The 25679-nt window shown below is 59.0% G+C and carries 18 protein-coding genes and 4 pseudogenes; 11 read left to right on the top strand and 11 right to left on the bottom strand.

Annotated features, from left to right (window positions below; translation table 11 throughout):
- Positions 1–52: 52 nt before the first annotated feature.
- Positions 53–1629 (top strand): annotated as a pseudogene (locus HF916_RS01000) (IS3 family transposase).
- Positions 1630–1687: 58 nt separating this feature from the next.
- Positions 1688–2641 carry a tyrosine-type recombinase/integrase gene (locus HF916_RS01005; protein WP_168787488.1) on the top strand — a complete coding sequence of 318 codons (954 nt, stop codon included), beginning with the start codon at positions 1688–1690 and terminating at the stop codon, positions 2639–2641.
- 312 nt (positions 2642–2953) lie between these two features.
- Here HF916_RS01005 and HF916_RS01010 read toward each other — a convergent pair whose 3' ends face one another.
- The 7 genes and pseudogenes from HF916_RS01010 to HF916_RS01040 form a co-directional block, all read right to left on the bottom strand.
- Positions 2954–3907 carry an IS5 family transposase gene (locus HF916_RS01010; RefSeq protein ID WP_168787489.1) on the bottom strand — a complete coding sequence of 318 codons (954 nt, stop codon included), beginning with the start codon at positions 3905–3907 and terminating at the stop codon, positions 2954–2956.
- Positions 3908–3928: 21 nt separating this feature from the next.
- Positions 3929–4690, bottom strand: a complete 762-nt coding sequence (locus tag HF916_RS01015; protein ID WP_240975276.1) for a tyrosine-type recombinase/integrase — start codon at positions 4688–4690, stop codon at positions 3929–3931.
- On the bottom strand, positions 4687–5940 hold the full coding sequence (locus HF916_RS01020) for a site-specific integrase (protein ID WP_168787490.1): 1254 nt from the start codon (positions 5938–5940) through the stop codon (positions 4687–4689). Before HF916_RS01020 ends, HF916_RS01015 begins: the two co-directional genes overlap by 4 nt.
- Before the next feature lie 552 nt (positions 5941–6492).
- Positions 6493–6869: pseudogene (locus HF916_RS01025) on the bottom strand (IS6 family transposase); the annotation flags it as partial.
- 34 nt (positions 6870–6903) lie between these two features.
- Positions 6904–7926 carry an IS30 family transposase gene (locus HF916_RS01030; RefSeq protein ID WP_168787491.1) on the bottom strand — a complete coding sequence of 341 codons (1023 nt, stop codon included), beginning with the start codon at positions 7924–7926 and terminating at the stop codon, positions 6904–6906.
- A 37-nt stretch (positions 7927–7963) separates the two neighbouring features.
- Positions 7964–8263, bottom strand: a pseudogene (locus HF916_RS01035) (IS6 family transposase); the annotation flags it as partial.
- A 47-nt stretch (positions 8264–8310) separates the two neighbouring features.
- Positions 8311–8790, bottom strand: a pseudogene (locus HF916_RS01040) (acyl-CoA thioesterase).
- A gap of 2185 nt (positions 8791–10975) precedes the next feature.
- Between HF916_RS01040 and cyoA the strand changes: the two are divergent.
- From cyoA to HF916_RS01070, 6 genes are all read left to right on the top strand, one after another.
- On the top strand, positions 10976–11830 hold the full coding sequence (cyoA, locus tag HF916_RS01045) for a ubiquinol oxidase subunit II (RefSeq protein WP_168788936.1): 855 nt from the start codon (positions 10976–10978) through the stop codon (positions 11828–11830).
- A 6-nt stretch (positions 11831–11836) separates the two neighbouring features.
- Positions 11837–13813, top strand: coding sequence for a cytochrome o ubiquinol oxidase subunit I (gene cyoB, locus HF916_RS01050; RefSeq protein WP_168787492.1), 1977 nt, complete (start codon positions 11837–11839; stop codon positions 13811–13813).
- A 3-nt stretch (positions 13814–13816) separates the two neighbouring features.
- A complete protein-coding gene (gene cyoC, locus HF916_RS01055) occupies positions 13817–14419 on the top strand; it encodes a cytochrome o ubiquinol oxidase subunit III (RefSeq protein WP_168787493.1) in 603 nt (200 codons plus the stop codon).
- Positions 14419–14796, top strand: a complete 378-nt coding sequence (gene cyoD, locus HF916_RS01060; RefSeq protein WP_168787494.1) for a cytochrome o ubiquinol oxidase subunit IV — start codon at positions 14419–14421, stop codon at positions 14794–14796. Before cyoC ends, cyoD begins: the two co-directional genes overlap by 1 nt.
- 45 nt (positions 14797–14841) lie before the next feature.
- Positions 14842–15747 carry a heme o synthase gene (cyoE, locus tag HF916_RS01065; RefSeq protein ID WP_168787495.1) on the top strand — a complete coding sequence of 302 codons (906 nt, stop codon included), beginning with the start codon at positions 14842–14844 and terminating at the stop codon, positions 15745–15747.
- A gap of 440 nt (positions 15748–16187) precedes the next feature.
- The gene (locus HF916_RS01070; protein WP_168787496.1) at positions 16188–16688 is read left to right on the top strand and encodes a hypothetical protein; all 501 of its coding nucleotides are present in this window, start codon (positions 16188–16190) and stop codon (positions 16686–16688) included.
- Positions 16689–17074: 386 nt separating this feature from the next.
- On the opposite strand, the gene HF916_RS01075 is transcribed toward HF916_RS01070, so the two are convergent.
- From HF916_RS01075 to HF916_RS01085, 3 genes are all read right to left on the bottom strand, one after another.
- On the bottom strand, positions 17075–17473 hold the full coding sequence (locus HF916_RS01075) for a hypothetical protein (RefSeq protein ID WP_168787497.1): 399 nt from the start codon (positions 17471–17473) through the stop codon (positions 17075–17077).
- 801 nt (positions 17474–18274) lie between these two features.
- Positions 18275–19954: a Na+/H+ antiporter gene (locus HF916_RS01080; protein ID WP_168787498.1), complete on the bottom strand. Its 1680-nt coding sequence runs from the start codon at positions 19952–19954 to the stop codon at positions 18275–18277.
- Positions 19955–20610: 656 nt separating this feature from the next.
- Entirely contained in the window at positions 20611–20994 is a 384-nt protein-coding gene (locus tag HF916_RS01085) for a hypothetical protein (protein WP_168787499.1), read from the bottom strand.
- A 140-nt stretch (positions 20995–21134) separates the two neighbouring features.
- On the opposite strand from HF916_RS01085, the gene HF916_RS01090 reads away from it, so the two are divergent.
- A complete protein-coding gene (locus tag HF916_RS01090; protein ID WP_168787500.1) occupies positions 21135–21335 on the top strand; it encodes a hypothetical protein in 201 nt (66 codons plus the stop codon).
- Here HF916_RS01090 and HF916_RS01095 read toward each other — a convergent pair.
- Positions 21312–21728: a hypothetical protein gene (locus tag HF916_RS01095; protein WP_240975277.1), complete on the bottom strand. Its 417-nt coding sequence runs from the start codon at positions 21726–21728 to the stop codon at positions 21312–21314. The genes HF916_RS01090 and HF916_RS01095 overlap by 24 nt on opposite strands.
- A gap of 660 nt (positions 21729–22388) precedes the next feature.
- On the opposite strand from HF916_RS01095, the gene HF916_RS01100 reads away from it, so the two are divergent.
- Positions 22389–24401 (top strand): VTT domain-containing protein, encoded by a 2013-nt coding sequence (locus HF916_RS01100; protein WP_168787501.1) that lies wholly within the window; start codon positions 22389–22391, stop codon positions 24399–24401.
- Positions 24402–24514: 113 nt separating this feature from the next.
- On the top strand, positions 24515–25576 hold the full coding sequence (locus tag HF916_RS01105) for a VTT domain-containing protein (protein WP_240975279.1): 1062 nt from the start codon (positions 24515–24517) through the stop codon (positions 25574–25576).
- The last annotated feature ends 103 nt before the right edge of the window (positions 25577–25679 follow it).

Here is a 25679-nt window from a genome sequence, read left to right on the forward strand (position 1 = left end):
ACAATAGTTGTCGCCTCTGAATTTTCTTAAATTGAAGAGTCAGAGGTGCAGGTTGAAGGCGAAACAAACGTATTCTGTCGAGTTCAAAGAGCAAGCGCTGTCGAAAGTTTTGCAGCGCGGGAGCCGCACGGTTGGATCGGTGGCCGACGAATTGAACATGAATTTACTGACATTAAGGAAGTGGATGAGAGGTAGCGCCGCTGCGGGTCGGAGCTCAGGCTCCGGACTAGCAAAACGTCCAGAAGACTGGTCGCCGGAAGAACGGCTGCTGGCTTTGCATGAGAGCCACGGCCTGGTCGACGAAGCACTGAACGCGTGGTGTCGTGAGCGGGGGCTGTTCGCTCATCATCTCACGCAGTGGCGCATGGATTTTTGCGCCGTCGGCGGGACCGGCGGTCGGCGTGAGAACGGCCAGGAAGTACGGGATCTGAAGCAAGCCAATGTCCAATTACAGCGCGAATTGAACCGCAAGGAGAAAGCGCTGGCGGAGGCGGCGGCGCTGTTGGTGCTGCAAAAAAAGTATCGTGCGCTGTTCGAGGGCGAGGCCGAATGACAGCCCTTGAAGAGCGCAAGACATTGATCGGCCTGATCAGCGAGGCGACCCTGGCGGGGGCTCGCCAGGCGCCCGCGTGTGAGATGCTGGGGCTGAGCGCACGGACGGTTCAGCGTTGGCAAGGTGGCGAACCTGACGCGGTGGACGGGCGCTCGTTACGACACCATGAGCCATCTCACAAGCTGAGCGCCGAGGAACGCACCGAGCTGCTGGCAGTTGCGAACTCGGCCGAGTTTGGTCATTTGCCGCCGAGCCAGATCGTGCCTCGGCTGGCTGACCAGCAACGCTATATCGCCTCGGAGTCGACGTTCTATCGGGTGCTGAAAGCCGAGAAGCAGCTTGCCCATCGGCGCAGTGAACGGCCGGTCAAATCATGCGGCAAACCACGAGCGGTTCGCGCGGACGCGCCGAATCAGCTTTACAGTTGGGACATCACGTACTTGCCGGCGACGATCCGCGGGCAGTACTTTTATCTGTATCTGTTTATGGACGTGTTCAGCCGCAAGATCGTCGGCTGGCAGGTCTACGCCGAAGAGAGTAGCGCCCAGGCCAGCGAGGTGCTCAAGGATCTATGCGCGCGTGAGGCGATACAGCCCAACCAGGTAATTTTGCACTCCGACAACGGCGGCCCAATGAAGGGCGCCACGATGCTTGCCACCTTGCAGGCCTTGGGCGTGATGCCGTCGTTGAGTCGCCCCGGCGTGAGCAACGACAACCCCTATTCGGAATCGTTGTTCAAAACGCTGAAGTACCGGCCCGCTTATCCGTTAGAGGCATTCGATACCCTGTTCGCCGCCCGCACCTGGGTTGCAGAACTGGTGCGCTGGTACAACCACGAACACCGCCACAGTGCGATCCGTTTCGTGACGCCGGCCCAGCGCCATGCGAATCTTGATCAGGACATCCTCGAGCGCCGCAAGGCGCTCTACGAGGGTGCGCGCGAACGTCATCCGCTACGATGGAAAGGTGCCACGCGGGACTGGCAGCGCGTTCATGTCGTGCATCTGAATCCCGATCGTGCTGAGCCGACGGTCAACATTCGACGACCCCGTAACCAGGAATTAAAAGCAGCCTGAATTCAAAACGTCGAGGCGACAACTAGCTGGAAAACTTCCGCTTCTGCAGGCGTTCTTCATGGATCGGCTCATGCAGCAGCGTCAGGCGAGTTCCTACACCGTCGCGAGCTATCGGGACACCTTTCGGCTGCTTCTCCAGTACGCGCAAAGACGTCTCGGCAAGGCGCCTTCAAATCTGACGGTCTCAGAACTTGACACGCCGCTGTTGGGCGCATTCCTCGATTACCTGGAGCACGAACGAAAGAATAGCGCCCGCAGTCGCAACGTGCGTCTCGCTGCAATCCATTCCTTCTTCCGCTACGTGGCGTTGCACGCGCCGGAGCATAGCGCGGTGGCGCAACGCGTCCTGGCGATGCCAAGCAAGCGCTACACGCGCAGCCCCATCGCTTATCTGACTCAGGTTGAGGTCGATGCGCTGCTTGCCGCACCCGATCTTACGACATGGTCTGGTCGCCGTGATCACGCGCTTTTGACGTTGGCTGTCCAGACCGGCCTGCGCGCCGCTGAGCTTATCGGGATTCACTGTGAAGATGTTTTGCTTGGCATCGGCGCGCACGTTCGATGCGAAGGCAAGGGTCGGAAGCGCCGTTGCACGCCATTGGGTAAAGCCACCGTTCTGGTGTTGCGCAGTTGGCTGCGTGAGCGACAAGGCAAGCCTCATGAGCCAGTCTTTCCGACCACGCGCGGAACCGCGTTAAGCCATGATGCCTTGCAATACATGTTGGACAAGCATCTCCGTATCGCGTGCCAGCACTGTCCATCACTCGTGCATAAACGCGTGACTCCGCATGTATTGAGGCACACCCTGGCCATGGATCTGCTCCATCACGGGGCCGAACAAACCGTGATCGCACTATGGCTGGGGCACGAATCGCCCGAAACAACAGCGATCTATCTGCATGCAGACATGCAACTGAAGGAGCGCGCACTTGCTAAAACGTCAAACAGGAAAGTCCAGATATCTCGATACCGACCTGATGATCGGCTCATGCAATTCCTGAAGAACCTCTAATAATTCCGAGTACCGGCACCGCCTCTCCGCAACGCAGTGCCGGGAATCCCGCGCCCAGAAAGGTCGCACTCGGAATAATCTTGGCCTCGGAGTTATGCCGCAGGTCATGAATGCGTGGGGCATGATGCGCTCCGCGGTTGCCCCAGCTCAGCTGCTGGCTTAGGGAACGTCTGCACAACTCGTTTTCAGAGCGCCGACGTTGTGCCACTTGAACCAAGTCAGCCACGAGAATCTGCCGACAGGTTTATCGGCCGGCTTTAGAACCGCGACGCCCCTGTTTGCTGAGACTTGTGGCCTCAATCTCGGAGCATTTCACGCTTTGCGCAAAGCCTTACGTGCCATCCACAGGTTACCCAGCGCAAATAGTGTCGTGATCTGAGCGGTGTTTTTCATCAAACCCCGGTACCGGGTCTTCGTGTAGCCAAACTGCTGTTTGAGGACTCGGAACGGATGTTCGACCTTGGCGCGGATGCCAGCCTTCAGGCGTTCAATCTGATCGAATATCGCGTCCAGACTATCATTCAGGTCAAGTTGTCTACGCCTGCCTGGCCGCATCGCGATATGCCAACGAACCGTCTTTGCCTTGCAGCGCTTTTCGATACCCCGATATGCGGCGTCAGCGTACACATCCGTTTCCTCGCCGTGCAACAACGCTTCGGCCGCATTGATGTCGTGAACGTTGGCCGCTGTACCGATGACGGTGTGCACCAGGCCCGACTCTGCGTCCACGCCGACATGCGCTTTCATCCCGAAGTACCATTGATTTCCCTTCTTCGTCTGGTGCATTTCCGGGTCTCGCGTACCAGAGCCGTTCTTCGTCGAGCTGGGTGCAGAGATCAAGGTAGCGTCGACCGCCGACCCCGTTTTAAGCATCAAGCCTTTCTCGCTCAGGATCTCATTGACCAACGTGAGCATCTGCACAGCCAGGCCGTGCGTTTCGAGCAGGTGGCGGAACCGGAGAATCGTGCTCTCGTCCGGCAAACGCGTCATCCCCTCGTCCAGCCCCGCAAATTCACGATACAGTGGTACGTCATAAAGCGCTTCTTCCATCGCCGGGTCTGACAGACCAAACCACTGCTGCATGAAGTGGATCTGCAGCATCGTCGCAATGGGGAACGGCGGCCGTCCAGTCTTTCCCTTCGGATAGTGCGGTTCGATCAACGCAATCAACCTCGACCATGGCACGACGCGTCTCATCTCATCGAGAAATTCCCGTTTGCGCGTACGTTTCGTTGACAGATCCAGACCAAGGCCAAGTTGCGTCATTGAAGAACCCCTTAAACTTTCCTATCTTCCAGGATAGTCCACCCGCGCGTCGACGCCAGGACTTTTGCAGAGATTCCTTAGGTCGCGGAAGACGCGATGCACCTGACGCTCGCCGAGTGGCAGACCTCGTCGTCGACCGCGGGTGCTGACGAACAATGGGCCATCTTCCGCCGGCGGCCCCTCGGTCAAGTCGCGCTGCAAGCAATACCGGCGCAAGCAATCCACGGTGCTTGGGTGCATAGGAACCTGGCGCGACTTGCCGAACTTGGCCCGACGGATGGTCAGCATCCCGTCCTTGAGATCAATGTCGCCGTTGCGCAGCGACAGCGCCTCGCCGATCCGCAGCCCCGTGGCGGCGATCAATCCAAACAGCGTTTCGTAGACGGCACCGCGGAGCCCCGGCGAAGGCCCGAGTCGGCGCGAGCGAGCAAGTAGGTCAACTATCTCTTCTTCGCTGAAGATGTGTGGCGCTTGCCGCGCCGGCAACCGTCCGAAGATCGAATCGTCGGGTACCTCAGTGCACGGCTCGAACTGCTGCAGCCAGCGCAGGAACGTGCGCAACCTCTTCAGCCGCCGCGCCCAGGTCCGTGGGTCATTGCCCTCGTGGCGGTCGCTTCGAGCCCAGGCGGCCATGAATTCCACCTTCAAGGCGCCGCGATGACCGGCAGTGTGGACATGGCGCGCGAAGCTGCGTAGGACGTAGCCATCATCGGAGAAGCCCAGTTGGCGACGCTCGACCAGAAACTGTTCGACGCGTGCTTGCACAGAAGTCGGCGTGCTCATGCTGCACTCCCCGGCCATGGCAGCGCGACCTCGACCAACTTGCGGCTATCGAGCTTGGCATAGATCATGGTCGTGTTCAGCGAGCGGTGACGCAGGACGTCGGCGACTTCCTTCAGCGAGGAGCCACCGGCCAGCAAGCGGTTGGCCATCGTGTGGCGCAGCAGATGCGAGCGTGTGTAAGGAAGGCCGGCGCGGGCGAAGGCTTGGCGGATCGTCTTGCGAACGAGATCGGCACCAGCGGGCTGGTCGCGGGGCGCGACATGGCGGACGAAGACGGCCCGATTGGAAGTCTTGGGACGCTCCTGCTTGAGGTAGGCCGCGATGGCTTCGCCGGTAGTGGCAGGTAGCGGCAGCAGATCCTCGCGGCGTCCCTTGGTGTGGCGCAGGACAAGCGTACCGGCTTGCCAGTCGATATCGTCTAGGCTAAGGCGGGCGATCTCGCCGCTGCGCAGTCCGAGGTCGAGCGCACAGCGCACGATGGCGTCGGCTCGTCTCATCGAGCGGCCCTGTTGGCCGAGCGATCTGATCAACCGCTCGACCTCTTCCGCCGTCAGCGACTTGGGCAACGAGGACAGCGACCAGTTAGCAGGATAGGACACAGCGCCCAACAGTCCGTGGATAAGATCGCCGAGCGAGGCGCGATAGCGGAAGTAGCCGCGCAGCGATGCCACGACCGACCCAGCATTCGCCGGTTTGCTATAGAGCTTCGCTTGACCGGCGAAGAAACGCCGAACGTGCTCGGGCTTGATCGCGGCGACGTCGACGGCACCCTCGCCGAAACGAGCCGTCAGCAACCGTCCGACGATGCGCAGGGCTATGCTCCGCGTCTCAGGCGCCAGGCCGCGCACGTGATCCATGTACTCGTCGTAGCGGCGCAGTTCCTCGTCTACCGGTGTTGCACGGTCTGCGGGCACCGCGATGACGCCCTGAGCGCGCAACACCACGAGCAGATGTCCTAGCGCCGCGCTGTGGTCACCCCGATCGCGTCGGATCGTGCCGGCGCACTCGCACTGCTGCAGATGCTCGTCGAGGAACTCAGCAATCAACACTTCGTCGATCCTTCGCCGCCGACGGTGCCCGAAGTGCGCCCATTGAGCGAAATGCGTGATGCAGCGAAGATAGGTAACGACCGTCTTTACAGCGTACCGGCGTTGCCTCAGGTACTGCTTGAACGCACTAATGCATGGCCCGATCGGCCCGTCGGGGAAATGGTCTATCTCAGTGCGGTGGGAGCGGCGATCGATGCCCATGGTGATCTCCAGAAGTGGGACCACCACTGCATCCGTAGATGAGAACTATGTCCAGATCTTTACCCGTTCGCCTTGCCAACGCTTTGCAACACTTGGGTCCGCGTCGTCAGCCACCGACCATCTGCGCATAGTTGCGACCTGAGCATAGGGGTGGCTATGTAAACCTTTGCATAGCGACCCCGTGCAGCCGATCGCCAGCAGGCAGTGACCGCCCCAAATCGGACTTTCAATGATGCGCATAGATTGCTGACAATCGACCAGCTCGCGCGGCAACAATGGGGCGACCTGCACACGGATGAGTTCGTTCGGCTTTTCCAATGCGCAGGAAGCAACGCCCGAGTTTGAAGCCGGCAAAGTACCGGCTGCGGCTGCCTAACACCTTCCGTACCGGAATGAACACTTATCTTTTTGTGTCGACTTGCGTGGTTAGTCTTTCCGGTAGCGGTTCCGTCGCAGTAAGGTCAGCAGATCAAGCAATGGCGATATGCGGAGGATTGCTTACGGAACGAGAGAGTAGAACTGCCGTGCGAGAGATGGAGTCTCTGCCGGACATTACATCTGCCATTTTTTGATCATGTGCATTAATTCGATGTCGCTCAGAATGACGCGCGCGCAGTGGAAATCCTTGAACCCCAGCATCGGCTGGGTGATTCGTTTGTTGGCCCAATTGTCCTGTTCGACCACGTTGTTCAGGTACTTGACCTGACGGATGTGGATGGCATTTCGCGCTCAGCATTTATAGCGTGCAACGCGGCCAGATTGACGCCGCTTTTGCCTATGGTCACCGTCTCGGGCGCGCCATTCTGAGCGATCGACTTTTCAAAGAAGCGACGCACTGCCACCTTGTCGCGCGCGGCTCTAAATAGGAAATCAATGGTTTTACCCGCCTTGTCCACTGCCCGGTAGAGATACTTCCACAGGCCTTTGACTGGGCGGTTTCAAGGGTGAAGCGCAACAGCGGGATTAATGTTTAGAGCCTTGAGGTTGGCTTGCTGATGCAAGGGTCGCGGCGAAGACCTCGAATGGTGAATGGAAGTCGTGAGTCGCACGAGGCCGGCTGTTCAGACTGTCGGCGATGGCGTCGAGTTCGTCCTGACTGTAGACAGAAAGGTCGGTGCCTTTGGGCAGATACTGTCGCAGCAGCCCGTTGGTGTTTTCGCAGGTGCCCCTTTGCCATGGACTGTGCGGGTCGCAGAAGTACACCTGCACGCCGGTCGCGGCGGTGAGCTCTTTATGGCGCGACATTTCTTTGCCCTGGTCGTAGGTGAAGCTCTGCCGTAGTGGCGCGACAATCGAATTGAGCTTGACGGAGAAGCCCGCCAGCGCCGACGCTGCGGTGGCATCTTCCATCTTTGCGAGCAGCACCAGGCGGCTGGTCCGTTCGACCAGAACGCCTACCGAGGACTGGTTGCCAGCCCCCTTGATGAAGTCGCCTTCCCAGTGTCCAGGCAGCAGCCGGTCCTCGATTTCGGGCGGCCGCACATGAATACTGACCATGTCCGGAATCTGTCCGCGTCGGTCTGTGCCCCGTGTGCGCGGCATACGCGTGCTGTGACCATGGCGCAGACAGGCAATGAGCTGTCTGCGCAGTTCGCCGCGCGGCTGGGCGTAGATGGCCGTGTAGATGGTTTCGTGCGAAACCTGCTGGGTCGGGTCAGTCGGATACATACGCTTGAGTGTGCCCGATATCTGCTGGGGTGACCATTTCCACTCGAGCAGGGTAAGAACAATGCGCCAGCAAACGCTTTGCAGGCAAAGCTTTGTGGGGCGGCGGCCCGCGCTGCGGCGTGCGGCGCGGAGCGCTTCAGCCGGCACCGATGCGTAACCCGCAGGAGAGCTGTTTCGCGTCAGTTCACGGCTAACGGTGGCCGGCGAGCGCCCGAGTATCCGGGCCATGGCCCGGATACTCGAACCCTGTAGATGCAGGCTTGCAATGATGAGGCGCTCTTCAGGTTGAAGTTGCTGGTACTGAGTTCTTTCGTGCATCGCAACACCTTATACGAAACGGTGTTGCACTTCAGATTTGAGGCCGCCCTGTGATATACGTTTCGTCCATCTGCCAACTCTTGCTGACGGGCCGCTGGTGACGGCGAAACGCCTTCTCGAACAGCGGTACCAGTTTAATCACCCAGCGATGCACTGTCGAATGATCGACCGCGATACCGCGCTCGGCCATCATCTCTTCAAGATTACGCAAACTGAGCGAATAGATGACTTACCACCGCACGCACAGCAACGTCACATCGAGCGGACAGTGCAGGCGCTTCAGCACCCGGGCGATGCCCGGAGCAAGCGTCTTTCGCGGTGTCTGCGTTTTCTTCACCGGGCGGCCAAAGCATATTTGTCAGCCTCGAATACTACCGCTTCGCCTTAGCGCGACAGCCCCCCAACGTCAGTCGCGTATTGAGCCAGCGCTTTTTCTCCTCGGACCTCGGCACGAATTCGGGCACTGGAATAGGGCGACGGGCTTCGTCGACCGCTACGAACACCATGAGACACTCAGTCGTAAGGCCACGTTTCTGAGACCAGTGGTCGGCCGTCTCTACCGTCACGTGAATATGAATACGGTACGCCCCGTTGTCATGGTTCGCGCGCGCGGTTCGACGAGGTCGCGGACGCGGACTGGACGGCGAAACTGTATGTTGCCGACGCTGACTGTCACGCAACGGCTTCCAGATCGGGTGGCCCCACAACGTAGCCGGTTTCGTCGATCCGCTGCATCAGCGAGCCGCCGTGAACTTTGCCACCCAAGTTGACTGAGGCCGGCTCCGCGAGGAACCGGAACACCGTTTCCTCGCAGTTATCCTGATCGTGTCGGGAATGGGCTGACGGAAATTTCCTGTAGTTCATCGCACGTATAGTTCCTGGTTCTCCCGCGCGCCGGATCTGGCCCGGATGCTGGGCTGGTTTGTGGCGCCGGAAGATGACGGGCTTCAGACCTGCGCCTGAAGTCGATTTCAATAACTCTCGATGAGTCGGATGAAGCGGCTAACGAACCGGCGATGGCACGCCGACAACCAGCGCGTCCGTTATCGCCAGGAGCGAGCTTCTTCATCCACGACGGAGAACCCGATGACGTCCGTGTCGTTGCAGGCGGCGCTTCGGATCTGATACTGCGCATGTAAAGCATCAGCAGGCATCGAAATATCGACTCGCTCAAGACTGCACACACCGGTTCCCGAATTTCGCTACAGAAGCCGAACGTCCTTCGGGAATTGCCGGTCTGGTTGCCTGATAAGCCAGGCGAACAGAAAAGCGAGACGAGCGTTCCTCGCCTCCAGTACGCAGGCCGCTTAGCCGATCCGAATTTCATGTAAGCGAGGCTCCTGAATTGCAGCTGATTAGCGACAGTCCCTCGAATTGCGTGTCCGCTGCCCGAACAGGTTGCCCTGTCGCTGCATCCCTGGCGCCGCGAGCCTGTGCGATCGATGCCGTGCGAAGCGGTCCTGACTTGTCTTTCGGCGGGACTGTCTTACCAAGACGAGAGAAGCGCGGTGTTGTAGAGGGCAGAGTGCTTTCATTCGTTCATCAATTGGTAACGGGTACACACGGAATTTGATCGAATGACCATCCGCATCCCGCAAACCATTTTGCGATAGCTGCGGTAATTCTACTCAGTCGGATGGCAGGCAATGGGCGCCTCTGCCACAAAATACTCTTCCTGGATGCGTAATATTTCGCGAGGCGTCTGGGTGTCATCCGTAAAAGAAAAGGGTAGTCGGAGAGCTGACAGTGACGGTGAGGATTTCTACATTAATCGGTAGGACCGCAATTCAGGCATCCAGCTCAGGGAGGCCCGTGCCTTCGCCGCGCCCTGTGCCTGTCCATTGCCGTTTCTATTAGCGCTTTCTTCCGGCTTCATTCGTTCTCGGGTCGTTCGTCTTCTGGTCTTCCATGAAATTCGTTTTGCGAATTACTGGACAGGATGGGCGGATTCAACTGGTGGGTGCGCCGACCTGAACCCGCGCGCCGATGTCGATCGCCGGAGTGTGCGGACGGACGACCATAATCTGCGCCGGGCAGCCGGCGCGCGGGGACTTCGTTGCCTTCATGTCAATCCTCAGCAGGAGAATGGTCGGGGGGCGGAAACAGCGCAGCGGATGGCTCCCTGGACCGGGTCTCCTGTCGGCGTCGCCGATGCCGGGTGCGCTCGGCCCCTGAACCATGTTTTATAAGGGGATGACTCTTCCACGAAAGCGACGACCCCCTGATGCCCATCAGTGCAGCGAAGCTGTGAGTCTTCGCTCCATGGGGCAGGAGCGTTCCGCTGGGAGGTTTGAGGAAATCGCGCGCCATCTTGCTTCGGGCAGCTACCGCCGGACCGGGCGAATCCAGCTGTGATCTCCGTCAACGGCTGCTGATGTCGCCACACGCTCCAGCTTGCGAGCCTCAGCACCACGCTCAGTTTGCCCCGTCTCTTGCCTGTCTCCAATGATATGGAGGGCGACGCGCGGCGTCTGATAGACGGACGGGGTGGTCACTGAAGCTTCACAGTCCCGTCACGGCATTGGCGATTGATCCATGTATGCCTCCAATCGTGAGTTTTTGGAATGTCGGTTTCCACTTTTCCGGCTGGCCCCAGATTGACGGTGGTCAACCGACGCGTCCTTCGTCTGGCTGGCGAAAACATTGAATACCGGTTTGCGAGCGCGGATATGGCGGGCGCGGCGATCTGTCACATGCGGGTTTTTGTAAAAGTGTATGTCCGGATTTCCGGGTGAAATTGCAAACGAAAAGATCTAATCTTCGGGGCGCCAGGTCGGCGAAAGCGCGCAGCGGTCGCGCCATCGAGACTCACAAAGCGGGAGAAAAAATGATCGAGAAAGTTTGGCGCCGATTGAGCAAGCGGTTGGCAATGATGGCAGCCACGCTGCAGTCCGGATGCAATCCGGCGGTGCAAAAAGTCAAAGGCAACACAGTCTTTGCGGAAAAGTCGTTGATCGCAGACCTCGAGCAGCAAGTGCAAGGCGCGGGGCAGGTTGTCGCGCAATCGCTGACTTCAGTGGGACGCGGTCTGTGCTGCGGCACGCTGCTCATGCTGGGCGGATGCCATATGGACCTGCTCGCGCCGAAAGGTGCCATTGGCGCGCAGGAAAAGACCCTGATTATTGTGGCTCTGGTCCTGATGTTGCTGGTTGTTATCCCCGTCATTGCGCTGACGCTGTATTTCGCGTGGCGCTATCGCGAGTCGAACACCAGTGCCACCTACGCCCCCAAGTGGGCGCACTCGACGAAGATCGAGGTGATCGTATGGACCATTCCATGCGTGATCGTGGCCATTCTCGCTGTGCTCATCTGGCGCACGACCCATTCGCTCGACCCGTACAGGCCGCTGGAGTCGGACGTCAAGCCCGTGCGGGTGGAGGTGGTGGCATTGAACTGGAAGTGGCTGTTTATTTACCCGGATTACGGCGTCGCTTCGGTCAACCGGCTAGCGATTCCAGTTGACACGCCCATCGACTTCAAACTCACATCCGAGTCGATGATGAATTCCTTTTTCGTGCCTCAACTAGGCAGTCAGGTGTACACGATGGCGGGCATGCAAACGCAGCTGCACCTGATCGCGAACAGTCCGGGGATCTACGCCGGATTGTCCGCAGCCTACAGCGGGCCGGGGTTCTCAGACATGCATTTCGAAACCGTTGCCACCGATCGTCGGGCGTTCGACGACTGGATCAGTCAGGCGCGGCAATCGCCGCTGACGCTGGATACAACGACGTACCACGCACTGGAGAAGCCAACCGAAAAGAACCCGGTGACGGTCTATACAGGCGTGGTTCCGGGTCTGTTCGAGGGCATAGTGAACCAGTACATGGGTCATCCGGCGGGCGATCGCGAGCCGATGGCGCATATGACCATGCAACAAGCACACGAAAAGACTGTGGAGTAGCCATCTATGTTCGGAAAACTATCTCTTGATGCCATTCCGTACCATGAGCCAATCATCATGGGAACGCTGGCAGTTGTGGCGATCCTCGGCGCCGCTTTGCTCGGCGCCATCACCTACTATGGAAAGTGGAAGTATCTTTGGACTGAATGGTTCACGTCAGTCGACCATAAGCGTATCGGCGTGATGTACATCATCCTCGCGCTGGTGATGCTTCTGCGCGGCTTTGCCGACGCGATCATGATGCGCGCCCAGCAGGCTATTGCTTACGGCGGTTCTGCCGGCTATCTGCCTCCTCACCATTACGACCAGATCTTTACGGCGCACGGCGTGATCATGATTTTCTTCATGGCCACACCTTTCCTGTTTGGCCTGATGAACGTCATCGTGCCTTTGCAGATCGGCGCTCGCGATGTGGCATACCCGTTCCTCAATTCGCTGAGTTTCTGGCTTGCGGCCGTCGGCGCAGTGCTTGTCATGATGTCAATGTTCGTCGGCGATTTTGCCGCGACGGGCTGGGTCGCATATCCGCCGCTCTCCGAGCTTGGCTACAGTCCAACGGTCGGCGTCGACTACTACATATGGGCGTTGCAGATATCGGGGGTGGGAACGACCCTGACCGGTATCAACTTTATCGTCACGATCCTGCGCATGCGCGCGCCCGGCATGAACCTTATGAAAATGCCTGTGTTCACCTGGACGGCGCTCGTGACGAACGTTTTGGTGGTTGCGGTATTTCCGGTATTAACCGCGACGTTGGCACTGCTGGCGGCGGACCGTTATCTCGGCATGCACTTCTTCACGAACGAGCTGGGCGGCAATCCGATGATGTACATCAACCTCATCTGGGTCTGGGGCCACCCCGAGGTCTACATCCTGATCCTGCCATGCTTCGGGATGTTCTCGGAAATCATTGCGACGTTCTCGCGCAAGCCTTTGTTCGGCTACACGTCAATGGTGTACGCGACGACGTCGATCGGCATCCTGTCGTTCTTCGTATGGCTGCATCATTTCTTTACGATGGGCTCCGGCGCTAACGTCAACGCGTTCTTCGGGATCATGACGTCGATCATTTCGATTCCGACCGGCGTGAAGCTGTTTAACTGGCTGTTCACCATGTACCGCGGCAGGGTTCGCTATCACTCGGCAACCCTCTGGACGATCGGCTTCATGATCACATTCGCCATAGGCGGGATGACCGGTGTGCTGCTTGCCGTGCCGGGCGCTGACTTTGTGCTTCACAACAGTCTGTTCCTGATCGCGCACTTCCATAACGTGATTATTGGCGGCGTGGTGTTCGGATGCATCGCCGGCATGAACTTCTGGTTCCCGAAGGTCTTTGGCTTCACCCTCAACGAGTTCTGGGGGAAGGTTTCGTTCTGGTGCTGGCTGATTGGCTTCTATCTTGCCTTCATGCCGCTCTATGTGCTCGGCTTCATGGGCATGACGCGTCGCATGAATCATTACGATAACCCCGCATGGCATCCGTACCTGGTGGTGGCATTCATCGGCGCGTGCGTGATTGCAGCCGGCATCGCGGCGCTGGGCATTCAACTGTTCGTCAGCGTCCGGGATCGAGAGAAGAATCGCGACCTGACGGGCGATCCGTGGGATGGGCGCAGCCTGGAGTGGGCCACTGCGTCGCCGCCGCCGTTCTATAACTTTGCCGTTGTTCCGCACATCAGCTCCCTTGAGCAGCATTGGGAGGACAAGGAAACCGGTCGTGCGAACAGCCGGCCTGAGCACTACGAGGACATCCACATGCCGAGAAATACGGGCGCGGGCGTGATCATTTCAGCATTTGGTCTCCTGCTGTGCTTTGGTCTCGTATGGCATATGTGGCTTCTGTCGATCGTTGGTCTGGTGGGTATCGTGGGTACCTTCCTTGTCCGTGCCTACGATCAGGATGTGGATTATTACGTTCCAGCGGCAGAAGTAGCCCGGATCGAATGCGCGCATCAGACGCAACTGGAAGAGGTGGCTTGACAAATGAGTAAAGCAGACACGATGAATGCTCACAGCCATCATGAGCACGACGATGGATCGAGAACCACGCTGGGGTTCTGGATCTACCTGATGAGCGACTGCCTGATATTTTCGGTGCTTTTCGCCACGTTTGGCGTGCTCGCGGCCAACACGGCGGGCGGTCCGAGCGGCAAGGAACTGTTTCATCTCCCATTCGTTCTCACCGAGACCGTGCTGCTGCTAGTCAGCAGTATGACCTTTGGCGGCGCCATGCTGAGTGCACGTAACGACGAACGGGGCATTACGCTGGGATGGATGTGGATCACCTTGCTGCTGGGCGCAGCCTTTGTGGGCATGGAGGTTTTCGAGTTCGCCAACCTTGTGCACGAGGGTGCGGGCCCGGGCGTTAGCGCCTTTCTGTCGGCCTACTTCACGCTGGTAGGGACCCATGGGCTGCATGTGAGCTGCGGGCTGCTGTGGATGCTGGTCATGATGCATCAGATCCATCGCTATGGTTTGAACAGCGTGACGAAGCGGCGGCTGGCCTGTCTGAGCATGTTCTGGCATTTTCTGGATCTGATCTGGATCTGCGTCTTTACCTTTGTCTATCTGCGCGGGGCTATCTGATGAATGATCGTCTTCCATCCTTGCACGAGGCCGCTCATGCACCGTCTCATGGCAGCATGAAAAGCTATGCCGTCGGTTTCGTCCTTTCGCTGGTGCTGACCCTGGCGTCGTTCGCGGTCGTCATGTCAGGCGGCGTGTCGCGCGGCGTCGCGGTGGCCTCCATCGTGGCGCTTTGTGTGGCCCAGCTTGTAGTGCAACTGGTATTTTTCCTGCACATGGGTACATCGCGTGACCAGCGTGAAAATGTGGCAGTCTTCGGGTTCTCCGCGCTCATCATTCTCATCATCGTCTCCGGTTCGTTGTGGGTCATGCACAACGCGAACGTGAACATGATGCCCGCGCATATGTCTGTCGAACGCGCAATGTCACGGGACTAAAGCCTCGATGCGGCCTTCTGCCGAGGATTCGATACGAGAACCCACATGGACAGTGCAACTTTCCAGCGGCATCCCGGCAGCCGGGTCTCCCAGTACCTCGCGCTGACGAAGCCGCGCGTCACGCAACTCGCCGTGTTCTGCGCCGTCATTGGCATGTTCCTGTCGACGCCCGGCATGGTGCCGTGGACCGTCCTGATCGGCGGCACGGTCGGCATCTGGCTGCTGACCGGCGCAGCATTCGCCATCAATTGTCTGGTTGAACAGAAAATCGACGCGAAAATGCGCCGTACTTCGTGGCGGCCGTCCGCGCGCGGCGAAATCACCCCGGCGCAGATTCTGCTGTTTTCGGCCGTGCTCGGCGGCCTCGGCATGTGGACGCTCTACACATTCGCCAACCCGCTGACGATGTGGCTGACGCTCGCCACCTTCATCGGCTACGCCGTTATCTATACGCTTTTGCTCAAGCCGGCCACGCCGCAGAACATCGTGATCGGCGGCGCCTCGGGCGCGATGCCGCCGGCGCTCGGCTGGGCCGCGGTCACTGGCCACGTGCCGGGCGACGCCTGGATCCTGGTGCTGATCATCTTCGTGTGGACGCCGCCGCATTTCTGGGCGCTCGCGCTGTATCGCCGCAAAGACTACGAAAACGCGGGCCTGCCGATGCTGCCGAACACGCACGGCGAGAAGTACACGCGTCTGCATATCCTGCTGTACACGGTCATCCTGTTCGCGGTGACGCTGATGCCGTTCATCTCCGGCATGAGCGGCGTGGTCTATCTCGCGGCCGCGGTGCTGCTGGGTGCCGCGTTTCTCGCGTATGCGTGGAAGATCTATCGGGACTACTCAGATGATCTGGCGCGCAGAACCTTCCGTTACTCGATCGTGTATCTGTCGCTGCTATACGCCGCGCTGCTGGTCGACCACTATGCGCGCCCCCTGATCGGCGTGTAATGCCATCTCAGGTTTTATTGTTGCTGGGCAACCGAACAAAAACCGTGATATCGCCGCGCGCTGCGGAGGCCCTATGCCATCGGAAGTCTGATGAGCCGGATAAAACATGGATTGCCAGCCGACTACGTTCCCGGCGGGCGACAAGGCGTCATCCGGCTCATTTGCGCAGCATGGACAATTTTTAGTCTACGTTACGGTGTGTTGCACGATTGGCACCTGTAACCGCAAGGCTGACTCTAACATGGTGAAAGAAGTAGAATCGCAAGACTTATCTGGCCGACGGGTCGTCCCCTCGGAGAGTGTTTGGGCGGTGCACAACGGTTTCCGAATTGACGCGCAGATTTCGATGATGGCGCGAAACGAAGCCGATATGAGCCTCGCGCACTGATCAAATCACGCGCCTGGAAATTTGGGCAAACATCACCCGATGCAGAAACAGAATGTTTAATCGCCATCGAATTCGTCGTCGACTCTCCATTGCCTGCTTTGCAATGTTGACCGTAATCGTCTCAAGCCCTGCTATCGCAGATTCGCGATATTCCCTGGAGGTGCTGCCGCTGGCCGACGGGATCAGTCAGTTGAGAGTGAAGTGGGATGGACGCCGGTTTGAACCATGGCATGGTGGCGTACGCGTGCAGTCGACCGGGCTGCTTCCTCGTGAGCCGCTGGATCTGGCATGGGTCGGAAGCGACGGGCGCGAACACGAAGGCCAGTTTCACATGCAGTCTCTGGCTGCCGGTCGGCGTCTCGCGGACGCCAGGTTTGAGGTAGACCTCAACGAGCATACGGTAGACGTCTTCATGGACGAAACTACTGACGCGCATCACCATTTCTGGGACAGAATGTTTTCTCGGGAAAAGGCGTCGATAAAGAAAGACGGCCCGGACCCGCGGGCTCCCGGCGTTGCTCGCCTTCAACTGTTTGAGGCCGTGGTGCAGTGAGCCCGCCCATCGTAGGGCCCGCTCACGTCGAGGGACGTGCTCTGCTTTCCAGAATCAACATCGGGAGTAGAACGCCCGGTTTCGGACTGCATTCGCTCACCGCTGGCAACGGAAGTTGAGGGCTCGTCGCCCAAAATGTCGAAGGGTCACGTCGTGCGCGTTCAGCGGGTATCTGCCTGAAGGTGTACGTCAGGAGTAACCGATCCAGTCGCATACAAAAACGTTGTTCAAAACAGCACGAAATGGCTTTCTTGTTCTCGCCATCAACGCGATGGCACGCCCGCGGGACCGCATCGCGAAGCGCTCGTTGACGTTGACTTTGACCTGAGTGGCCTTTGATCTACCGATGGGTTAAGAACAGCGACGCGCCAGACGATGCCGAGCGTTCAACGGACGCGCCAGCGCGGGACGCACTCGAAATAGACGTCTGCCTCACGAGCACGGTATCGAACGCCGAGCATGTCGATCCTGATTTGATGCATCTGTCTGTCCTGCTTTTCGCAGAACTGCTCGGCCTGGCCCGTAGTGACTTTGGCGAGTTGGCCCCACATGGCAAAGGGATTAACAGTCGTCCCTTTTGAAAGGTAGAGATGGGGAGCTTGTTCAATGCTGACAGATGTGGTCGTGCAGGCCCAGAAAATCAGGCATGAAAGCGTCATCAAAGTCGTCGAAATCTCCGGTTCGCGGGAGCCGCGCCATGGCGAAAGTTGGTCTGGAGAGAGCGACCCCGGGAGGGGCAAGCGGCGTCGCGCAAGTGGTGTCACAAGCATGGATTCTTCGACCACCGGCTCCTCTCCTTACTTGCTGACAAAAGGGCGACCACATAATACAGTGCGCTAGCGAAACCTGCTGGCAGGGCCCGGATACTGCCACGTCGCTGGCAAGTCACCGGCAGCATGGCGACAATGGCAGGTATGAAACGAACGGCCGACCCGCACGGTCGCACCGTCAGTTCGACCATTTCGCGCTGGGCTCGTGCTTCCCAATATGATGTGATCGGCTATGCGGTGTGGCCGTACTACCGTTTTCCGGTGTGCCCGCGCATTGTCGAGGATGCAGAGCGCCCTTGGCATCGATCTGACCTGCGAGCCGGTGCGACGCTTGTCGGTTAACTTCGGGCGGGACATTGCTTGCCCCCCGGGTGTACCCGGTCGACCGCATTGGCGCGAGGCGAGAAGTGGTAGCTCGACGAAGTGGTCGTCGCGATCAACGGCAGCAAGCACTGGCTGTGACGAGCAGCGGACCAGCATGGAGCGGGGCTCGATGTGCAAAGCCAGCGCAACAGGTGGCGGCCAGACCGCTGCTGCGCGAGCGTCCTGAATTGAAGCGAATCATTGCGGGTGGCGCGCTGGTTTGACGCGGCGATCACCTTATCGCGTACCCGAGCCGGCTGCTGCGAGTTTTCCCCCGGTTGTTCAGCCCCTTGCTGGCGGTATTCGAAGTTTACCCCCGGATCCCTGTTCGTCAACCGCGTGCTCTTGAACTGATCGGCGATCAGTACACGTCGGGGGCGCCCATGCCTGTTCAAGCCATGCGTCGAACTGCCAGGTCCGTTTCTCTTGACATATGCCCACCAGATTCCTGAGCTATGAGTAAGCCGCGGGCTCGCGGTTTCTCTTTCGAGCAACGATCGCGGCTTCGGACAGATCGACTTCACGCAGCAGCTTGCTATGTGTTTCGTCATTGATTTTCTGGCTTCGACGAAGCTTCAGGAGTCCATCGCGTTGAGCCCGCAAGGCGGTCATGCGCAGGTCTGTCTCCACGATCTCGTTCTGACGTACCGCGTCGCGCAGCGTCTGCTCGTCGGCGACGAGATCCACCTGCCGGCGATATGTATCCATCACCCTGGCGAAAGAGTTGGCGACGCGGGCCGCCCCGGCTTCGTCGAGGCCAGCGGTGAGACGCTCATGCTCGCCTTCAAGTGCCCGGATCGCGGCTTGCGCTGCATCCAGTCGTGCCTGTCGCTCCTCCGCGGCGAACAGGTCCGGTCCGCGCCTGATCCCGCGCAAGACCAACGGCAGACCGACGACGCCAACCAGCAAGGACATCAGGATCGTGCCGGACGCGATGAAAATTGCGAGATCTCGCCCCGGCAGCGGCTGGCCGTCAGACAGCGCGACGGGTAACGACAGGATCCCCGCGAGGGTGACCGCGCCGCGCACGCCGCCCAGCGTCATCACAGTCACGGTACGCAGACCCGGAACAGCATTCGGCAGGCCTTTTTTTGCTGCCCGACGGCTAGCCAGCCAGCGCAGCAGCCAGACCCAGGCAAAGCGCAGAGCGTGCAGCGCGGTCATCACCGCGGTGACGTAGCCGAGCAGTAGCCAGACATGCCCGTTGCCCTCCGCATGGGCGCGCAGCACTGCTGTACCGATAATGTGGGGAAGCTGGAGTCCGAGCAGCATGAAGATCACGCCGTTGAATACAAATTCAATCATGCCCCAGGTGCTTGTGAGACGAATGCGCACGACAGTTGGAACGGATGAGCGCAAGCTCTGGTAATTCATCATCATCCCTGCCGCGACCGCGGCGAGAATGCCCGAGCAGCCGGCATGCTCGGCAAAAAGATATGCCGCGAAGGGAACGAGCAGTGTCATGATAACGCCTGCTGCGGGATCGTCGTCCTGGGCCAGTTTCATGACGCGGGCGGGCACTGCGATCGCGAGCCATCCGATCGCGCTACCCACCGCAAGACCGCCCGCTGCAATGATGACAAAGCTGACGGATGCATCGCGCAGCGAGAAGACACCGGTCAATGCTGCGGCGGTCGCGAATTTCAGCGCAACGAGGCCCGACGCATCGTTCATCAGCGCCTCGCCTTCGAGAATGTGCATCAGATGGCCCGGAATGGCACCCTTGCCCGCCACGCCTGACAGCGCAACGGCGTCGGTTGGCGACAACACGGCAGCAAGTGCAAAAGCAACCGGCAGCGGTATCGCCGGCACCATCAGGTGCACAAAGTAACCAACTGCGAGGACCGTCATGAAGACCAGGCCAAGGGCGAGCATGAGAATCGCCCGGCGTTGCATGAAGAACTCGCGTTTGGGAATACGCCAGCCGTCGGCAAACAGCAACGGCGGGATGAAAAGCAGCATGAACAGTTCGGGGTTGAAAGTGACGTGCAGCCCGAAACCGGGCCACGCCAAGGCAGAGCCAATTGCAATCTGTATCAGCGGGAGGGGCAGCTTGAACGGCAACATGCGCGCGCAAATGCCGGATAGTCCGACAGCAAGCAGCTGGATGAGAACGGTAAAAACGATTTCCATATTCGGCTGGTTAAACGGTGGCCAGGACGGGGTGTAGCCCGTCCTTAGGGAATAAAGGAACCGGCGGCGGAGATGAAGCGGGGAACCGGTTCGTATTGGCGCGAAGGGCCTCGTGCGATCATCGATTACCTCCGCGTCAAGGGTGCGGCTGGTGGTATCTCTACAGGGCCGCTGAAGGACGGTCACGCTATCGGCTGTTTGCCGGGCGCCGATCGGACAAGACAGCGGCCCGGCGCGATTTTGAGAAAAGGATTGACCGAAATGGCGTGCCCGGGCCAGCGACCCTCGACAAAAGCGGCCTGAATTTCGCCGCTCTCGAAGCCATCAATGCCGAGCGTGAAACGCGTATCGGGAGACGCACGCGACCCGTGCTGGGGTTCAGGAATTCTCGCTGTGCGCGGATTCTCTACGCAGAACCGAACTCATGAGCATGATCGCCAAAGGACATATGAAGTGCTCTCGCCGAATCGATCAGCCGGTCGCGGGTCAATTCCGTTACCTGGCAGGGCCAGTCGACTACAACGAGATAGACCCGGACAGCGCACTGGCTGCGACAACAAGACGCGCCATCAAGGCCACGCATCCCTGTCGAGAGATCGCGATGTCCGTCGGGGGGGGAATCCTTGATGAGCCGCCCGGTGAGGCAAAGGGCAAGCCTATCTGTGCCCTTGCTTGTGCCACTCATCAATCAACGTTACAGCTCTATGCTCAAGCACGCTGGCGGCCATCAGGGGGTCGATTTTTGCTCTGGAGAGGCTGAATTCGATGCCCTGGGGCCCGCCGTTCTCGCTATTGCCATCAGTGCGTTCAATCGTAGCGCGGCACACCCACTGGACGCCGAGTTCATCCGCCACCACATCGGTCGTCGCTTTAAAGCCGCGATGCTCCAACACCATAAATCCTCCAGACAACGAAACGTCGATCACTCTCCGCTCAAACCGGCGAGAATCATGAAAATCGTAACACGATCGCCACAAACTATTCATCGAAGCGGGCAGCGGTGCCGCTTTGCGCAGTTGCTCGACAAAGCTTCGATCCACTGTCCGCTCGATCCCGAGACATGAACGCTGGCCGTGGACATCGCATGATGCTTGTTTTACCTGCCGTCACGATAGCCTGGAACTGACCCCGGTCGCGATGTCCAGAAGCGCGTTTTACATCACTGACGCCGCTTCGTCACATGGACAAAGAAACCTGCAGCGCTGAAATTGCCAGACCCCGCGGCGGTTACCGCGCCGGATTCCAGATCAATTTCGATCTTCACTGCGTTGCTGTTTTATCTGCAACACTCCCGCTGTTTTTTGAGGAAAGTCGGCGTCCGATTTTTTCAACCGACCTCCGTGCGCGTCGGCTCGATTTAGGCGGCATCGGCGGTGGGTAATGGGGAAACACGCCGGCTGCGGAGAAAAGAACATAGACGTTCCTCCGCGCCCACGATGAATCGCAGGGTGGCCGATGACAGCTGCTGATCGCGCAATCGCAATATGTTCTCGAAGTACGGGATATCCGCCGGATCAAGTCGCCATTTCCCGGTCCTCTCTCCGTGCGCAATGCTGCGCCCGAGCGCCGCTTCGACTCGCTGGTAAAGCTCGAGTGGCGCATCACCAAATCCGTCCTGCTGGACGTAGTAGGTGAGGTAAACAACTCGAATGAGCTCATTCAGTAAATGTAGTGTTCCAAATTCGCCCCTACAGGCAACGAGAGCAAGATGATTGGCTAAAGAGGCTTCCCTCAGGTGCTCCGGACTTAAAGGAAGGAGCATGGATTTGGCCATACGTGTACGCGGGGCAGATAGGCGGGTTGACTTTCGATGTGTGTTACGAGACATGCTGATGTTCAGGGAGATGGATAAACAGAGGTGGTGCGAGACGCCGCGACTCGTCGCGGCGAGATGCCGGGTTCAGAAGGCATCTGGAAGAGCGAGGATCTCGCGATGCTGTTGAATTTGGGTGCTGCCAGTTCTTTTTCTCGTCAGAACGGGTCAACACTGCAGGTCTCAGACTATACGTGACACCTCGCAGTGTCGACCTCAATAAAAGTTATTTACATTGCGTGTAATAGTTGAACCCGTCGTCATGTGTGCGGTCTATCCCATCTTTTCAGGCTCTTTGCAGACGCAGATGTAGAGGATATTGGATCAGACAGGTTGGCCTGCAATATATCGATATCCGTAACAATCTATCGCGCGCTCCGTTGTTGAAGCCGGACGCAGAACCGATTATATTGAATACCCTTCCAGCTTGGCACCCAGCTCCGGCACTCAGTGCCTGGGCGGCGTCTTGGCGCAGTTCGCCACCGCCTTTTAACGACTTCCCCTTATTTGTCGGACTTCAGTCCCGGCTACGCGTTTCCATGCGACGGCGGCCGGATCCTGAGCACGGCGTTTGAGGTCTGCGAGTTGGGCTTGCTCGCATGGGCAGTCTCAGGAGATGGCATGGAGCACGCTTACGTTCAATTGATGAATCTGCTCGCCGGTCACCCGGCCTGGACGCTAATCGTGATTTTTTCTGCGGCCTTTCTCGAGGCTGTTGCCTTTATAGGAACCTTCGTACCGGGCAGCACGTTGATGTTCATGAGCGGTGCACTAGTCGGCACCGGAGCCCTGAATCTCGGCTGGAGTCTTGCCTGTGCTCTGGTCGGAGCCGTTGCGGGCGACGGCTTGAGCTACTGGCTCGGGAGTCGCTTCAAGACCACGATCGTCCAGATGTGGCCGTTTCGCACGTATCCGAAAGTGCTTGAGAAAGGACACGTCTTCTTCGTCAGGCACGGTGCAAAAAGCATCGTGTTCGCGCGGTTCATCGGTCCGTTGCGCGCTGTGGTGCCCGTCGTGGCTGGAATGTTTGGCATGCGCGCGGTGCCCTTCTATGCGATAAACGTTGGGTCGGCCCTGGTGTGGGCTGCCGCACATATGTTGCCGGGCATCGTCTTCGGGGCGTCAGTTCAACTGGCGGGCGCGGTGTCTTTCCGGCTCGTTATCATCCTGGGCGGTCTGGTCGGAGTCGTCTGGCTGACGTTGCGCGTCACGCGCTTTCTGTTGCGGCATATCATGAACTGGGCGTCGAAGGCCCGTTTCAGGCTGTTAGCCTGGGCCGGCAATCGCCCAGGGCGAACCGGTTCCCTGATGCTCCGGCTCCTGAGTCTCGACCGCGCCATGGTGGTAATCACGATGACCGCGTCTGCGGTCGTTGTTGTGTGCGGCGGCGTGGCTTTCCGGGTTTTGCGAGACGTCATCAGCGCGGCGCCGTTTCTGCAGGTTGACGTTTCGGTGTATCGGCTCATGCAATCGGTCCGCAATCCGTGGAGCGATCTTGTCTTCGCTGGCTTTACCACGCTAGCCAGCACGCCGACCTTGCTGGCGCTGGTCGCAACCGCCACCTGCTGGATGGCGTGGGAGCGCCGTTGGCGCACCCTGGTCTCGTGGTTGGGCGCGATGGTTTTTTCGGAAATCGTGGTCCTCGCTATCCAGTTCACGATACACCGCGTGCCCCCTGGGTCACTTCCGACAGAGGCGTACATAGTTGCCAGCAATCATGTGGCAGCGTCGGTGGTGGTCTATGGGTTCATCGGCTTTTTCATTACACGCAGGGTCGGCGGTCCTGCCGGTTTTCTGGCCGCCACGACGAGTGCAGCCGTCGTGGCCGTCGCCGCACTTGCGGGACTGTACTTCGGACGGTTCTGGTTTTCCGACGCTGTAGTTGGCGCAATGCTGGCGCTGACCTGGGTGGCCCTTATTGGTGTCATCGCTGTCTGGCACAATCCGAGCGTGCCCGCGTCGCGCGGTTTCATGCCGGCCGTGTTTCTGCTGGTCGCGGTTTGCAGCGTGGGCCTGCAGCTCGATGCTGATCCGCCTCGCCAATCCGATGCACGTTCGCCAGACACCGCGGCGGTGCTCGGTACGGAAGGGCAATGGGCGGATTCTCTCTGGATGAGGCTACCCTGTTACCGCGCAGATATGGCCGGCGAACGGTTGGAGCCGTTTGCCGTTCAGTGGACAGCCGACCGTGAGGACATCACAAGACAACTTTCTGCGAGAGGCTGGGCGGACGGTCCCGGGCTCTCTACTCGCAGCGTGCTGTCCCTGGCTGTGCCCCATGCTGCCGCCATGGAACTGCCGGTGCTGCCACGACTGAATAATGGGGTGCCGTCGACCCTGATGTTCATCCGGCCTGGCGGAACGCCGGAGGAACGGTACGTGCTTCGGTTCTGGAGCAGTGGTTATGCAATAGCCGGCGACAAAGATGAAGTATCAACGCCCGTGTGGATTGGCTCGCTTGTGCACGAGCGCCTGAGAGCCCCGTCCTGGCCCTTCAACATCCTGCATAGCGATGCGACTGAATGGTCGAAAGTGAACGCCCAGATGCTGCGTGTCGCGCCGGGTGGCACGGTGATTCCCCCAGTGGAATGCAGCGGAATTCCTTTGATGCTGCTTGCGTCTACGCGCGGATAGCACTGGTCACTTCCTCCGCACGCAGTCGTCACACCGGTGAGATAAGGCGCGGCACATGAGTGCGCGCAGCCTGACAGGCGTTGTTTTGGTTCGAACGAAATGGAGCAGGGTTCTTGACTGAAGTTTGGCCATCGTTAATTTCAAGCTGGGGTGCCTGGGCAGTGTTCGCCAGCGTGCTGGCGACGCAGTTGGGCGTTCCGATGCCGGCTGCGCCCGTGCTGCTTCTCGCCGGGGCCGCTGTTTCTTCAGGTCTGGTTCCGTTCTGGTGTGTCCTCGCTGCCGCGGTGTTTGCCGTGGTTCTGGCGGATAGCATCTGGTTCACGATAGGGCGGCTCTACGGCCGCCGCGTATTGAACGCACTTGTACGGGTTTCACTCTCGTTGGATTCGAGCATAAAAATAACGCGAGAGTGGTTTGAACGCTTCGGTGCGCCGATCCTGTTGGTGTCAAAGTTTGTGCCGGGGCTTGGGCTCATCGCTCCACCGCTTCTGGGCACGACGCTTATCGACAAAAAAATCTTCCTGGCGTGGGATCTCGCGGGCGCGCTAGCGTGGTCGGGATTCTGGCTGCTTGGCGGCACGATTTTTGGAGAACAGTTGACGTTGATGATGTCCGCAGTGAGGGCACACGGGGCGACTGTAATGGACGTTCTTGTGTTGATATCGGTTTCGTACTTCATGTACAGATGGATTCAGCGCCTGCGGTTCCGGAGGTGGCTCTCGCATATCCGGATTTCACCGGTTCAGCTTGACGCAATGATGCGCGACGATCGCCCGCCTGTTATCCTGGATGCGCGCCCGATTTCGGTCAGGCTGGCGGAGCCACACCGGATACCGGGTGCAATTCTTATTGATCTGAATTCCCCGGAAAAGGTTAATGCGGGTTTACTTGAGCATGACATTGTCGTGTACTGCGTATGCCCCAATGAAGCGACTGCCAAGCAGATCACGCGACAGATGCACAGAAAGGGATTCAGGCGCATACGTGCATTGAAGGGGGGGCTTGACGCATGGGAGCATCACGGCTACGCCGTCGAATCGCTGCCGCAACAGACCGACGCCGATGCAGAATCGCCCAGCACGTCGATATCAACAGTCGACGAGCGTGATGCTGTCACGCTGCGAGCCGTTGCTCCGAAAGACACTACGGAAAAAAGTCGTCGCGCTGCAGAGTGAGAACTCCGCTCGTTTGAGTCGGCCTGCAGGAGACGGTCGACCTGGGGAATTTGGCATGGGCGCGGCGATAATGTCGGCGATGAAACCGGTGCCCGGGCAAAGC

The organism is Paraburkholderia aromaticivorans (assembly GCF_012689525.1).
GTDB classification, from domain to species: Bacteria; Pseudomonadota; Gammaproteobacteria; order Burkholderiales; family Burkholderiaceae; genus Paraburkholderia; species Paraburkholderia aromaticivorans_A.